The sequence below is a fragment of the Nocardiopsis sp. LDBS0036 genome (assembly GCF_041228755.1).
GTDB classification, from domain to species: domain Bacteria; phylum Actinomycetota; class Actinomycetes; order Streptosporangiales; family Streptosporangiaceae; genus Nocardiopsis; species Nocardiopsis dassonvillei.
The window spans coordinates 3984934-3998319 of record NZ_CP141103.1 but is presented as its reverse complement, the minus strand read 5'-3'; the positions used below and the strand labels follow the sequence as shown (position 1 = coordinate 3998319).

Sequence of the window (13386 nt, the reverse complement as noted above, 5' to 3'; positions counted from 1 at the left end):
CTGGCCCCCCGCCCGGCGCGGAGCGGGGCGAAGGACCGGTTCGGGGGGTACGCGGATCGGCATCGGCCGCGAGGGGAGCGCGGCCGTGGGGACTCCGCGAGGGAAACAAGGGGGGACCGTCGCCGGTCGCCGTGTGCCGGGTGGCCGTTCACGCCGCCTCGGAGCGCTCGTGCGCGGGCGGCTCCCGTGTCCGCGACCGTCGCGGGAGCCGCCCGTCCCGGGCGGTCAGCCGTGCAGGCCCCGCAGGACCTCGTAGAACTTCGCCTTGCCTTCGAGCCCGATGCCCGGGAGGTCACCCGGCGCCACACGACCGCGGGTGACCACAGCCTCGTCGGCGAAGCCGCCCGTGGGCTGGAACTCCCCGGGGTAGGACTCGTTGCCGCCGAGCTTGAGGGCCGCGGCGATGTGCAGCGAGAACTGGTGCCCGCCGTGCGGGATGCACCGGCGGGAGGACCAGCCGTGCCGGGCGAGCATGTCCAGGACCCGGCGGTACTCCGTCAGCCCGTAGCTCAGCGCCGGGTCGACCTGGACGAAGTCGCGGTCCGGGCGCATCCCGCCGTAGCGGATCAGGTTCCGGGCGTCCTGGAGGGAGAACAGGTTCTCGCCGGTCGCGATGGGGTTGCGGTAGTCCTCCGACAGCGTCGCGTTCAGGGCGTAGTCCAGCGGGTCGCCGACCTCCTCGTACCAGAAGAGGCCGTACCGGTCGATGGCCCGGCCGTACTCCAGCGCGGTCCGCAGGTCGAACTTGCCGTTGACGTCCACCATCAGCCGGGACCCGTCGCCGCCCAGGACGTCGATGACCGCCTCGATGCGCCGGAGGTCCTCGGACAGGTCGGCGCCGCCGATCTTCATCTTGACGACCTCGTACCCGGCGTCGAGGAAGCCCCGCATCTCGTCCTGGAGGTCCTCCAGGGTCTTGCCGGGCGCGTAGTAGCCGCCGGCGGCGTAGACGAAGACGTCCCCGTCCGGGTCGCCGTCGCCGTAGTGGTCGGAGATCCACCGGTACAGCGGCACTCCCGCGGCCTTGGCGGCGAGGTCGTGCAGCGCCATGTCCACCACGCCGACGGCGACGGAGCGTTCACCGTGTCCGCCCGGCTTCTCGTTGCGCATCATGACGTCCCACGCCCGGGCGGGCGAGAGTTCGCCGTTCTCGTCCAGCAGATCCTCCGGGGCGGCTTCGCGCAGCCGCGGCAGCATCCGCTCGTTCAGGATGGCCGTGGCGTTGTACCGGCCGTTGGAGTTGAAGCCGTAACCCACCAGGGGCCTGCCGTCGACCACCACGTCACTGACCAGCGCCAGGATCGTGCAGTCCATCCTGCTGAAGTCGATGTACGCGTTGCGCATCGACGAGCTGATCGGGATGGTGCCGACGTGGGCGGAAACGATTCGCATGGGTCCCTTCCTGCCGAACTTGATCTTATAAGACCCTTATAAGTTATGCGGAGCCTATACTGGCCGAGACGGGGGTCACAAGACCGTGAGCGGGAATTTGGTGAGAGAGGTCACGATGACCGGCGCGAACGTCTTCTCCAGCAAGGGCGGGCTGGCCTACACCGAGCTGCGCCGCCGCATCACCTCCGGTGAGCTCGCCCCGGGCTCACGCCTGCCGCAGTACGAACTGGCGGAGGAGATGGGGATGAGCATCACGCCCCTGCGCGAGGCGATCAGGCGGCTGGCCAGCGAGGACTGGGTCGTGATGGACACCCACCGGGACGTCCGGGTGGCGCCCATGAGCGCCACCGAGGCCCGCGAACTGCTGGAGGCCCGTTTCTCGCTGGAGCCCTCCGCCACCGAACTGGCCGCGCTGCGCCGCACCGAACGCGACATCGCCGCGATGAGGGCGGCCGCCGACGAACTCCTGCCGGTCACCCGTACCTGGGGGGAGGAGGCCATCGCGGCGCACCGGGCCTTCCACCGGGCGATCTACGCCGCCTCGCACAACAGCGTGATGACCAGGCTCCTGGACGACCTGTGGGACAAGGCCGACCGGTACCGGCGGATCGGCCTGGAACTGCCCGCGGGCGCCGAGCCGCGCACCCTCGACCTCAACCAGCACCACGAGATCCTGGAGCTCGTCGCCGTCGGCGACGGCGCCGCCGCGGCCGGGCTGGTGCGCTCCCACATCCGCAACAGCCTCGGAGCCGTGGTCACGGACACCCTCGAAGGCAGGGAGCGCGCCTACCACCCCATCGCCGGGCGTTCGGCCTGAGAGCGCCCGGAGTACCGGCCCCACGACCGCGCAACGCAACTCCGCGCCCCGCCGACGCGCGCCAGCGGCCGGGGCGGTGGTCGGCGTGCGCGGTCGGCACGGGTCCTGTGCCGACCGCCCCCGGGCACGAAAAAGACCCGGGGCTTCTCTCGCTCCCGCGATGTGAGAAGCCCCAGGTCGGAGCGCGGAGGATCGGGGATTTGAACCCCGGATGGGCGTAAACCCAAACCGCATTAGCAGTGCGGCGCCATAGACCTGACTAGGCGAATCCTCCTGGCTGGGACAAGCCTACAGACACCACGGACGGTTGCGCAAAACGAAGGCCCCGCCGCGCCCCCGTGACCGGTGGAGGCGGTGCCGGGGAGGGCGCCGCACTGCTGATGCGGTTAGGGGCCGGGCGGGTCCACGGGGTCAGCCGACGGTGCGCTCGATGATGAGGTCGGCGTCCAGGCGCAGCTTGTCCACGGCGCGGGACAGCGTGCTCTTCACCGTGCCGAGCGTCACCCCCATCCGCTCGGCGATCTGCGCCTCGGTGAGGTCGTCGTAGTAGCGCAGCACCACCGTGGTCCGCTGCCGGTCGGGCAGGCGGTCGATGGCGCGCTCCACCACGTCCGCGAGGTCGCTGCGCCAGGTGGGGTCGTCCACGCGCTGCTCGGGGATCTCGTCGGTCGGGTAGACGTCCAGCCGGTTGCGCCGCCACTCGGAGATCTGCGTGTTCACCATGGCCCTGCGCACGTACCCGTCGCGCGCCTTCGGGTTGGTGATCCGGTCCCAGGCGAGGAAGGTCTTGACCAGCGCCGCCTGGAGCAGGTCCTCGGCGTCGGCGTGGCTGCCCGTCAGCGACCGGGCCATCCGGAGCAGGACCGGTCCGCGTTCGGCCACGTAGTGGCTGAACTCGTCGTACCGGGGCGTCCGGGTCGTCCCTGTCACGCCGACCACCGACCTTCACGGGCGCTGCGTGGGCTTTCGTCGTGTTCCTCCCTTCTAACTCTCACACAGCCAACGCAAACATCCAGGCACGTGTGTCCCACGCGCCGACAAACGGACCGCCGGAAAACCGCAGGTGGCCGGCCTGCTTCCGTGTCCGAATACCGGCCCCGGCGAGTCGCGGCGCCGACGGCCGACAAGCCCGTGGCACGGGCCGGTTCCGCTCGCCGGGCCTCGCCGCGCGGACCGGTCCCGCTGGCGGGGGAAAGAGGGGCCGACCGAACGGGAACCCCTGTGTTTTGGGGGATCTTGTGGGTGTTTATGAATCTTTCTAGATTTATGGGTTCTATGCGTAGCTTTGTAACGACAGGCTGTGGTGGGGCGATCCCGAGTCGCCCGATGTGCGAAGCCCGGTGTGCGCGGAATCCGCTCTCTGGTTCCATGGGGTGCCCCACGCGTCGTTCGGGGCCGCGGCATCGAGAACATGTCTGGACAACGGGGACGAAGCGACGAGTCGTACTGGTGAGGGGGCTCAGTCGAGATGTCAGTGACCACCGAGATCGGACGGGACCGCAGAAGGTTCACAGCCGCGGTGCTTGGCGCCGCGAGCGCACCCGAACCCACGCCGCTCGGGCACCGCGTCGCGCGCGGCGTGGTCGTCAGCGCCAACGCCCGCATTCTCTGCCTGGCCGTGCCGGGCGGCGAGGAGCACTTCATGTACGACCGCTCCACCGTGTTCTGGCGGGGCGGGGAGGTCGGCCCGGGCGAACTCCGCCCCGGTGACGACGCCGTGGTGCTGCGCGTACCCGGCGGCCACCCCATCGCCGCACGCGTGTGGGCCCAGGCCGCCCGCGCCACCGGCGTCATCGTCAGCCGCGACGGCGACACCCTGGAGATCGACCCCGGGCACGGGCGCCCGCGCCAGACCGTCGTGCTGCCCTACCGCACCTCGGGCCGGATCTCCGTCCGCCACCCGCGGCTGGAACCCGGCTACGTCTTCGACGCCGTCGGAGTCTGGGAGGAGGGGGCCGTACGGGCCGTGCGCCCCGCCACGACCCAGCCGCCCTACCCGCTCGGCGCCACACCGCACCGGCCGCCCACGCGTCGGCGCGCCACCACGCTGAGCGGCGTCGCCACCTGGTACGACCCGGCGTGGGGCCGCTCCTCCCACGTGGACCCGCGCGCCCACGTCGACGGGATCGCCTACCCGGCGCTCGACCCCGTCGGCCACGACGGGCCCTGCGACCGGCGCACCTCCTGCGTCCCGCTGCCGCTGCTGTCCACCGGGGCGACCCTGAGCCTGCGCAACGACTGCACGCACGAGTCCGCGGCGCTTCCCGTGGTCGACTGCGCCGCGGCAGACAGCTGGCTGTGCGACCTGTGCTCCTCCTGCGGAGGCCAGAGCGCGGGACGGCTGGCCTCCCTCACCATGACCGGCTTCGTCGCCCTCGGCGGGCGGCTGGAGGACGGCTGCTTCAACGCGACCGTCACCGTCCACGACGGGGAGGGATGACCGATGCTCCCGGAGATCGTCGAGGCGGCCCGCGAGGTGCAGCTACCGCTCCTGGCGGTGCTGCTCCTGGTCGGAGCCGTCGCCAAGACCACCAGTCGGGCGGCCGCCACGGGCCTGGCCGTCCTGGCGCCCGAGCGGCTGCGCCGGGCGTCCACGGTCGGCACCGGCCTGCTGGAGGCCGCGCTGGCGCTCGGCCTGCTCGGACTGACCGGCCTGTCGGGCGAGGCGGTGCGGGCGCTGACCGCGGTCGTGTTCGCCGTCTCGGTCGTGGTCCTGGTGGTGATCCGCAGACGCGACCCCGAGGCGGGCTGCGGCTGCTTCGGCGGGCTGAGCCAGGCGCCGATCGGCTGGCGGACGCTGGCCCGGGCCGGACTGCTGTCGGCCGCCGCGCTGTCCACGCTCGGCCTGGAACCCGCGGGCTGGGAGGCGGTCGCCCCGCCGACCCCGCTGCACGCCGGGGTCCTGGGCGCCGAACTGCTGCTCCTGGCCCTGCTGAGCCCCGAACTGCGCACCTCGGCCGCGCGCACCCTGCACGAGGAGCCCTGCGCGCTGCGCGAGGTTCCGCTGCGCCGCACCGTGCGGACCCTGCGCCGCAGCGATGTGTGGCGCGTCAACGAACCGGTGATGCTCGGGACCGAACCCGAGGACGTGTGGCGTCAGGGCTGCTGGAGGTTCCTGCGCTACGACGGCGTACGGCACGGCCGCCGGGTCGACGTGGTGTACGCGGTCAGGGCCGGGGGCAGGCGCGGCACCGCGGTGCGCGCGGCCCTGGTCGACCGCGAGAGCGGAGCGGTGGTCGCCTCCTTCGGCGCGGTCACCCGCATCGAGCTGACCGGCCCGCCGCGCAAGCTCCTCCACCCGGGGGAGGCGGCCCGACGGGACGCGTGGCGGCACGACGAGGCCAGGGCCGAGCTGAGCCTTCGGACCGCCCGGGAACGCTCCGCCGTGTGGGACCTCGTCGCGGGCGGATCCGACGAGAGCGCCCGGGACGAAGGCGTTCGGGAGGGCGACGTCCAGGGCGAACGCGTTCCGGGACAGCGCGGTCCGAGCGGGCGCGAGGAGGTCGGCCGGGACGCGGCGGAGCAGGGCGCCGCGGAGCAGGGCACCGGCGGGACGGATCGGGGCGGGCGCGAACCGACCCCGGCCGGATGAGGGCGCGCCGACGGGCCCCGGCCTCCGGGGCCCGTCGGCGGCGGCGCCGCGAACCCGGTCCGGACGTGACCCCGGCTCCTGCTTGGTGCCCGGTTTGGATCCGGGCGGGGAGCCGCTCCGGTGGTCAGCGGTCGGCCCCCGACCCGAGCATCTGCCGCTGCCGCTCCACGGCGGCCTCGCTGAACTCCACGAGCATCGTCTCGTAGTCCTCCAGCTCACCGTCCCCGAGGACGGACGTGCTGCCGACGAGGTCGCCGTTGCGGTACATGAGGCTGACCATGCGGCTCCTGTCCTCCCCGGACTCCACCTCGACGGCGAAGGCCCGCGACTCGTCACCGATCCGCGGCACGTCCTCCAGGTCTCTGACGCTGTACTCGGACGAGGTGCCGTCCTCGTAGGAGGCGGTGTACTCGTCGCAGCTCCGCGGCGGCGTGGCGGACAGCGCCTCCACCGCCGTGGCCTCGTCCAACCGCACCAGCATGTGCGTGACCGCGCCCTCGGGCCACTCGTAGGCCGCCACGGAGGCGGGGGAGTCGCGCACCCCGTCCAGGGCGGCCCACTGGTTGGCGGCGTCCAGGCACTCGGGCTTGTCGAGTTCGGCGGCGGCCCGCACCTGCTCGCTGTAGCGCACTGTGGCAAGCTCGGAGTAGGTGCCGCGCTCGCTGCTCCCGGACACGAAGGTGGCGTCGCGGACGTGCAGGGGCTGCGCCTCGTGCAGCGCCTCCGCGGCCTCGGCGCCGGGGTCGGCGGGCTGTTCGGCGGCGCCGCCACCGCACGCGCTCAGCAGGACCGCGACGGGCACGGCCACGGGAAGGGCCAATGACCGGATGAGTCCTCGCCTCTCGCGCGGCCCGGAGAGCTGACCAGCGTCGATCCGTGCCGAGTTCGGGGGGCAAGGACGCAAGTGCATGGTGATATCTCCTCGTTTGTGCGATATTTCCGCTGGGAGCGGTGACCGACCCGGACGCGATGTCGCTGAGCGTGTCGCGGGGTTAGCACAAAGTATTGAGGAAGGACAACGGTGTCGGAGTCGAAATCGCCATATCTGCGGTCGGTGCTGGAGAGCATCCCGCCCTACAAGCCGGGCAGGAAGGTCGTCGGTCCCGACGGGCGTTCGGTCAAGCTGTCCTCCAACGAGAGCCCCTACGGGCCGCTCCCGTCGGTGCGTGAGGCCATCGCCGTGGCCGCGGCCGAACTCAACCGCTACCCGGACCCGGGCGCCGCCGAGCTCACCTCCGCGCTCGCCCGCCGCCTCGACGTCCCCGAGGAGCACCTCGCCCTGGGCGCCGGTTCGGTGGGCCTGCTCCAGCAGCTGCTCGAAGCCGTCGGAGAGCCCGGCGCCGAGGTCGTCTACGCCTGGCGCTCCTTCGAGGCCTACCCGCTGCTCGCCGAACTGGCGGGGGTCACCTCGGTGCGGGTCCCGCTCCGGGACGAGACGCACGACCTCGACGCGATCGCAGACGCGGTCACCGAGGACACCCGCATGGTGCTCGTGTGCAACCCCAACAACCCCACCGGCACCACCGTGCGCGAGGAGGAGCTGGTCGCCTTCCTGGACCGGATCCCCGAGAGCGTCCTGGTGGTCCTGGACGAGGCCTACCGCGAGTACGTGCGCGACCCGCGGGTGCCCGACGGCGTCTCCCTGTACCGCGACCGGCCCAACGTCGCCGTGCTGCGCACCTTCTCCAAGGCCTACGGGCTCGCCGCCGTACGCCTGGGCTTCCTCGTGGGGCACCCCCCGGTGACCGCCGCGGTCCGCAAGACCCTCGTCCCGTTCGCGGTGAACCACCTCGCCCAGGCCGCCGGGATCGCCTCCCTGGCCGCCGAGGGGGAGCTGCTGGAGCGCGTGGCCGCCACCGTCGAGGAGCGCGGGCGGGTGCGCGACGCGCTCATCGCGTCCGGGTGGACGGTCCCGCCGACCGAGGCCAACTTCGTGTGGCTTCGGGTGGACGAGGACACGCTCGACTTCGCCGAGGCGTGCGCGCGTGAGGGCGTCTCCGTGCGCCCGTTCGCGGGGGAGGGCGCCCGGGTGAGCCTGGGCACCCCCGAGGAGAACGACGCGTTCCTGGCCGTGGCCACCTCCTACGGCAAGCGCCGTTAGTCCGACGGCGCCGGTTCCCCGCACGGTCCACAGGGGCGGTGCGGGGGACCGGGTGGTGGCTCCTGCGGGTTCTGAGACGGTCGGGCTTGCAGAGGCGCTGGAACTCCGGGCGTCGCCGGAGCGGGCAGCCGAGGCGGTCCGCTCGGTCAGCGCGCGCGTCGTCGCCCTGGACACCCGGTACGGCGCCCGCGACACCGTGGACGCCGCGGCGCGCGCCGCGGCCCGCGCCCGAGGGGCGGTCCGCACGCGTCTGCCCGACTCGGCGGACGTGCTCGCCGCGACCGCCGAACTGCACCAGGTCACCGGCTGGGTGGCCTTCGACGCCGAGCGCCAGCGCCTGTCCCGGCGGATGACCCTGACGGCGCTGGACGCCGCGCGCGGGGCGGGCGACCTCTCCATGGAGTACTTCGCGCTCAGCCAGCTGGCGATGCAGGACGTCCACCTGTGGCGGCCGACCGAGGCCCGGCGGGTGTGCGAGGCGGCGCTGGCGGCGGGAACGGCGGGGAGCGTGCGCACCCTGTTCACCCTGCGGCTGGCGCGTGCCGTGGCCCAGGAGGGCGAGCGAACCCGGGCACGGAAGCTGCTCGGGGAGACCCTCAGCCGTTACCTGGAGGGGCCGCGCCGGGGCGATCCGGCATGGACGTGGTGGCTGACCGAGGCGGAGGTCACCTGGCACCTGGCCATGGTCAGCGCCGACGCCGGTGAGCCGGGCACGGCCGCCGAGTCCTTCGCCCGGACGGTGGAACTGGTCCGGGCGGACGGACGGTCCGCGGGAGCGGAGGAGGCGGACGGGGGCGGCCGGTTCGTGTTCCACGCCGCGGTGAGCCTGCTGTGGGCGCTGGCCCGCGCCCGGTCGTGGGAGGAGGCGGAGGCCGTGCTGGTGCGCGACGTGCTGCCCCGCCTGGGAGAGGTGTCGTCGGTGCGCTGTGAGCGGCTGCTCGCCGAGGTGGTCCGGCGGCTCGACACGGCGCGGGGCCGCCCCTCCCTGCGGGACACCGCGCGGTGGTGCGCGGAACGGTCAGGCGTGGGAGTTCCGGAGGCCCCGGTGTAGGTCCTCGGGGCCCTGCCGCCGCGCGGCCGAAGGTTGTCCACAGGCTGTGGACGAGGACGCGCGTTCCCCCGGCCGCGGCCCGGGGGACGGTCGGCGGGGTCCGCGAGGCGCTCGGCCCGCGGGCGGCCCGGGAGCCGCGCGGCGTCCGGCCGGAGGGTGCCGGTGACCCGTGCGGCCGACCGCGGCGGGCCCGGGGTTCACCAGTCGGCGGGGTCCGGGATTCACCGGTCTGCGGTGCTCGGGGCTCGGGGTTCACCAGCCGGTGGCGGCCACGACCCGGGCGGCGACCTCCTCGACGGTACGGCCGTCCGTCGCCACGCGCACGGTCCCCGCGGGCGCCTCGGCGTCCAGGCGCACGGCCGTCCTCAGGCTGCGTTCGACGTGGGGGAGCAGCTGCGAGCCGGTCTCGCGCACCGCCAGGCGTGCGCGCACGGTGGCCTCGCCCGCCGTGAGCAGGATCCGGGTCACCCCGATGTCCCCGCCGCCCATGGCGCGGCGGAGCATGTCCTCCTCCAGCACGCTGACGGTGTTGGTGTAGACGAGGCGGCGGTGGCCGAGGGCCGCGTAGTTGGCCCAGACAGCCGCGACGTTGCGTTCGGTGATCCCGCCCCGGCGGGGGTCGCCGGGCGGGGCCGGATGCACCTGGTCCATGTGGTCGCCCTCCAGGACGCAGTGGGCGATTCCGCGCCGCTGGAGGATGACGGAGACCTCCCAGCCGACCGTGGTCTTGCCGGTCCCCGAGCCGCCTCCGATGAGGAGGAGGCGTTGGCGCCCGGTCCCGGCGTCGCCGCTGCCGTTACCGCTTCCGCTGTCCGGAGCGCTGCCGCCGCCGCTTTTGTTGTCGTCGCTCCTGTTGCCCGGAGCGCTGCCGCCGCCGCTTTTGTTGTCGTCGCTCCTGTTGCCCGGAGCGCTGCCGCCGCCGTCGTGGTCCTCGTGGTCGTCCATGCGCGCAAGCCTGTCAGGCGGGCGGTCGCGGGTCACCGGAATTATCCACAGCCTGTGGACGGTGGCTGGTGGGGGCAGGCGGGGCGGGGTTAACCTCGATTCGGGGGCGCTGCGGTCCGCCGTGGCCGCCGTGCGGCGCCCCCGTGTTCCAGGATCCCAGCGCGCCCGTCCGGCGGACAACCGGCTTCCACAGCCTGTGGACAACCGCGCACCACCGCCCGGCCGGCCCCCACCGCTCGCCCCGCGCACGCCGAACCGGCCTCCGCTACTCACGCATGCCGACCCGCGCACGCCGAACCGGCCTCCACGGTTCGCGCACGCCGCCTCACGCAGGCCCAGCCGACCTTCGCCGCTCGGACCCGCTCGCCCACGGACGCTGGAGCGGCCCCCGGGGGACGCCGAATCGGCCGTCCCCGCGCACGCCGAACCGCCGCCCGCCGACCCGCGCACGCTCACGCGCCGCTCACACGGCCGCACAGCCGCGCACAAGGACGGGGGCGCCCCCTGGGTCGGGAGCGCCCCCGTCCGACGCTTCCACGCGTCTCACAGGCGCTCGTGCGGCTCGGCGCCGGCCGTCGGCTACTTGCCCGCGGCGTCCTTGTCGAGCTTCTCCACGATCAGCCGGTACAGCTGGCGGGGACGGCCCGGCTGGAGGGTCCTGTTGGGCGGCAGCGGCCACGCCAGCCCCTCCTCCACCAGGGTCCGCAGCAGCCGGCGCGCGGTCCGGGAGGTGACACCGAGCATCCGCCCGGCGTTCTCCGCGTCGACCACCAGCGGTCCGTCCTCCTCGGCGATCTTCTCCGAAAGCCGAATCAGCGTCTCGCGTCCCTTGGTCCGCAGCGGTTCGGAGGACTGCCGCGCGGGCGCGCGCTGGGCGGGCACCAGGGAACGGCCCTCGCGGTCCACCGCGAAGCTCTGCCGCGACGCCTGGGCGCGGTTCAGCGCGGCCCGGGCGTGGGCCTCGGCGTCCTGGGTGGTCCGCCCCATGCCGATGCCGACCTCGATCGCGATCCCCAGCTCCGCCTTGATCCGCTCCACGAACGGCGGCTGCCGGAAACCCTCGGTCGCGGTCACGAGCGATCCGCGAGTCGCGGTCACCATGAACGAATGGTCGTCCAACCGGTGCGCCGTGGCGTTGATCCGGTGGGCCTCCTGGAGCAGCAGCCGGTGCAGGGACAGCCGCAGCTCCTCCCGCCAGTACCGGGGCGTCGAACGCCGTGTCGAGTCCCGCAGGGTGGGCACGTCCACCACCACGACGCCCAGCTGGGCCTCCTCCAGGCGGTGGTGCGCCCCCAGCAGACCCGCGGTCTGCAGGGCGCTGCGCACACCCGCGTTGGTGGGCCGCAGCCGGACCACCGGCACGCCGATGGCCTCCAGGCGCTCGGCGACCCCGCGCACGCAGGTGATGGCCATCTTGGTGGCCTTGCGGCGCCACAGCCCCTCGTGGAAGGACGTGAGCTGCGCGGTGTTGGTGAGCTCCTCGTGCACGTGGATCCCGTCCACGGGCAGGTCGACCTCGGAGTAGGCCTCCACCACGTCGGCGCGGCTGAGCACGTCCAGACTGGCTCTGGTCGGGTCGTAGCGCTCGTCCAGGGTCGCCCGGAGCAGGGCCTCGTGCAGGCTCGCCCCGCCGAGAGGCACGAAGGTGGCGGGCATCGTCAGCACACCGGCCTTGCGCGCGAACTCGTAGGGGACAGGGCTGGCGAACAGGTACGCGTCGATCGCCGAACCCAGCCTGACGACCTTGTCCGTCGCCTCTTGCTCATCTCGGTACGCGGCGGCGATGAGTCTGGCGTTGAGGGGTCCCGTGGACCCCGGACCCATGAGCATGACCCGTTCGACCACCTCATGGGGTCCTATGACGCCGATCGTCAAATCGCCAGTACGCTGGGCACTCACCTCGGGTTGCTCCCCGCTACCATTCCACGCTCTTCACTATGTGCGCCCACTGGTTTCCCGACCCGATCTCTGTCACGGCATGATTGCCGAGATCGTACCCATTGTGCGGGGCCAAAGAAGATCGTTTTCCATATCAACGCCGAAAGCCCGGGTGGGAGGCGGGCTCCCACCCCGGCTTGAACTGCGCTTTCGGCTCCCTACGAGACGACGACGCGCTCCACGTCAGCGCCTAGCGCAGCGAGCCGGGTCGCGAACTGAGCGTGACCGCGGTCCACCAGATAGCCGGGCGCCACGATTGTCTCACCTTCGGCGACCAGTCCGGCGAGGACCAGGGCCGCACCGGTGCGCAGGTCGTGGGCGATGACCTCGGTGCCGCGCAGGTTGGTGGTGCCGTGCACGATCGCGCGGGTGCCCTCCACCTCGATCTTGGCGCCCATCTTGGTGAGCTCGTCGGCCAGGGCGAACCGGCCGTCGTAGATGGCCTCGTGGATGTAGCTCTCACCCTCGGCCAGGGTGGCCAGGGCCATCAGCGGGGACTGGAGGTCGGTGGCGAAGCCCGGGAACGGCGAGGTCACGGCGTTGATCGGCCGCAGCGGCACCGAGGGGTCCCGGTGGACGTGCAGGACGGCGCCCTCCTGGGAGAAGCCCACGCCCATCTGCTCCATCTTCCAGCGGGCCACGCCCAGGTGGTCCAGCTGGGCGCCCACGAGGCTGACCTCACCGCCGGTGGCGGCGACGGTCATCGCGAACACGCCCGCGTCGATGCGGTCGGACATGATGGTGTGCTCGACCGCGGTGAGTTCCTTGACACCCTCGACGGTGATGAAGCCCGTGCCGCCGCCGCTGATCTTGGCGCCCATGGCGCTCAGGAAGTCGATGACGTCGATGACCTCGGGCTCCAGGGCCGCGTGCTCGATCACGGTGGTGCCCGGGGCCAGGACCGCGGCCATGATGAGGTTCTCGGTGCCCGTGTGGGACGGAGTGTCCAGGTACAGGCGGCCGCCGCGGAGGTTGCTGGCCTCGACGTTGATGTGGTTGCGCTCGGGGTCCTCGGTGACCTCGGCGCCCAGGCGCGCGAAGCCCCGGTAGTGGAAGTCCAGGTTGCGGCTGCCCAGGTTGCATCCGCCGACGCCCTCGATGCGGGCGCGGCCGGTGCGGTGCATCAGCGCCGGAACGAAGAGCACGGAGCCGCGGAAACGGGCCGCGATCTCGGCGGGCAGGACGGCCCGCTCGGGGTCGTTGAGGTTGGACGCGTCGATGACGACGGTGCGCTCGGCCTCGTGGAACTCGACCTTGGCACCCACGTGCTCGGCGAGCTCCAGAGCTCGGTAGACGTCCTCGATGACCGGAACATTCCGCAGCACCGTACGGCCCCTGGCCGCGAGGAGGGCGGCCCCGATCATCGGCAGGACGGCGTTCTTCGCGCCTTGGATGAACGCCGTTCCACTGAGGGGGCGTCCGCCGCGGACGCGGTAACGAACCTCCTGGCCCATGCTCATGTGCTCCTTTGTGAGGCAGATGTGGAAAAAAGGTCACCCTCGTCGGGCTTCGCCTGTGTGCGTATGAGACGCGGGTTTCCCCTGGAACGT

General features: G+C 72.7%; 11 protein-coding genes and 1 tRNA gene. 5 read left to right on the top strand and 7 right to left on the bottom strand.

What is annotated here, in order from left to right:
- Positions 1-225: 225 nt before the first annotated feature.
- The gene (locus tag UIS43_RS16840; RefSeq protein ID WP_013155641.1) at positions 226-1392 is read right to left on the bottom strand and encodes an enolase C-terminal domain-like protein; all 1167 of its coding nucleotides are present in this window, start codon (positions 1390-1392) and stop codon (positions 226-228) included.
- Positions 1393-1507: 115 nt separating this feature from the next.
- On the opposite strand from UIS43_RS16840, the gene UIS43_RS16835 reads away from it, so the two are divergent.
- Positions 1508-2209 (top strand): GntR family transcriptional regulator, encoded by a 702-nt coding sequence (locus tag UIS43_RS16835; protein ID WP_013155640.1) that lies wholly within the window; start codon positions 1508-1510, stop codon positions 2207-2209.
- Positions 2210-2394: 185 nt separating this feature from the next.
- Here the strand turns inward: UIS43_RS16835 and UIS43_RS16830 are convergent.
- Positions 2395-2483 (bottom strand) — tRNA-Ser (locus UIS43_RS16830).
- Between the two features lie 137 nt (positions 2484-2620).
- Complete coding sequence (locus UIS43_RS16825; RefSeq protein ID WP_019608831.1) at positions 2621-3148, bottom strand: SigE family RNA polymerase sigma factor; 528 nt, start codon at positions 3146-3148, stop codon at positions 2621-2623.
- Positions 3149-3677: 529 nt separating this feature from the next.
- On the opposite strand from UIS43_RS16825, the gene UIS43_RS16820 reads away from it, so the two are divergent.
- Together UIS43_RS16820 and UIS43_RS16815 are read left to right on the top strand one after the other, a co-directional pair.
- Positions 3678-4649 carry a hypothetical protein gene (locus UIS43_RS16820; protein WP_036552661.1) on the top strand — a complete coding sequence of 324 codons (972 nt, stop codon included), beginning with the start codon at positions 3678-3680 and terminating at the stop codon, positions 4647-4649.
- A gap of 3 nt (positions 4650-4652) precedes the next feature.
- Complete coding sequence (locus UIS43_RS16815) at positions 4653-5801, top strand: MauE/DoxX family redox-associated membrane protein (RefSeq protein ID WP_071623026.1); 1149 nt, start codon at positions 4653-4655, stop codon at positions 5799-5801.
- A gap of 124 nt (positions 5802-5925) precedes the next feature.
- Here UIS43_RS16815 and UIS43_RS16810 read toward each other — a convergent pair whose 3' ends face one another.
- A complete protein-coding gene (locus UIS43_RS16810) occupies positions 5926-6609 on the bottom strand; it encodes a hypothetical protein (protein ID WP_081461771.1) in 684 nt (227 codons plus the stop codon).
- Positions 6610-6822: 213 nt separating this feature from the next.
- Between UIS43_RS16810 and hisC the strand changes: the two genes are divergently transcribed.
- Positions 6823-7902, top strand: coding sequence for a histidinol-phosphate transaminase (gene hisC, locus UIS43_RS16805; RefSeq protein ID WP_013155635.1), 1080 nt, complete (start codon positions 6823-6825; stop codon positions 7900-7902).
- A gap of 55 nt (positions 7903-7957) precedes the next feature.
- On the top strand, positions 7958-8953 hold the full coding sequence (locus UIS43_RS16800) for a hypothetical protein (RefSeq protein WP_013155634.1): 996 nt from the start codon (positions 7958-7960) through the stop codon (positions 8951-8953).
- Positions 8954-9205: 252 nt separating this feature from the next.
- On the opposite strand, the gene UIS43_RS16795 is transcribed toward UIS43_RS16800, so the two are convergent.
- The 3 genes from UIS43_RS16795 to murA all read right to left on the bottom strand — a co-directional run bounded on the left by UIS43_RS16795 (position 9206) and on the right by murA (position 13290).
- On the bottom strand, positions 9206-9898 hold the full coding sequence (locus tag UIS43_RS16795; RefSeq protein ID WP_370010750.1) for a hypothetical protein: 693 nt from the start codon (positions 9896-9898) through the stop codon (positions 9206-9208).
- Positions 9899-10477: 579 nt separating this feature from the next.
- On the bottom strand, positions 10478-11743 hold the full coding sequence (locus UIS43_RS16790; RefSeq protein ID WP_013155632.1) for a hypothetical protein: 1266 nt from the start codon (positions 11741-11743) through the stop codon (positions 10478-10480).
- Positions 11744-11994: 251 nt separating this feature from the next.
- A complete protein-coding gene (murA, locus tag UIS43_RS16785; RefSeq protein ID WP_013155631.1) occupies positions 11995-13290 on the bottom strand; it encodes a UDP-N-acetylglucosamine 1-carboxyvinyltransferase in 1296 nt (431 codons plus the stop codon).
- Between the last annotated feature and the right edge of the window lie 96 nt (positions 13291-13386).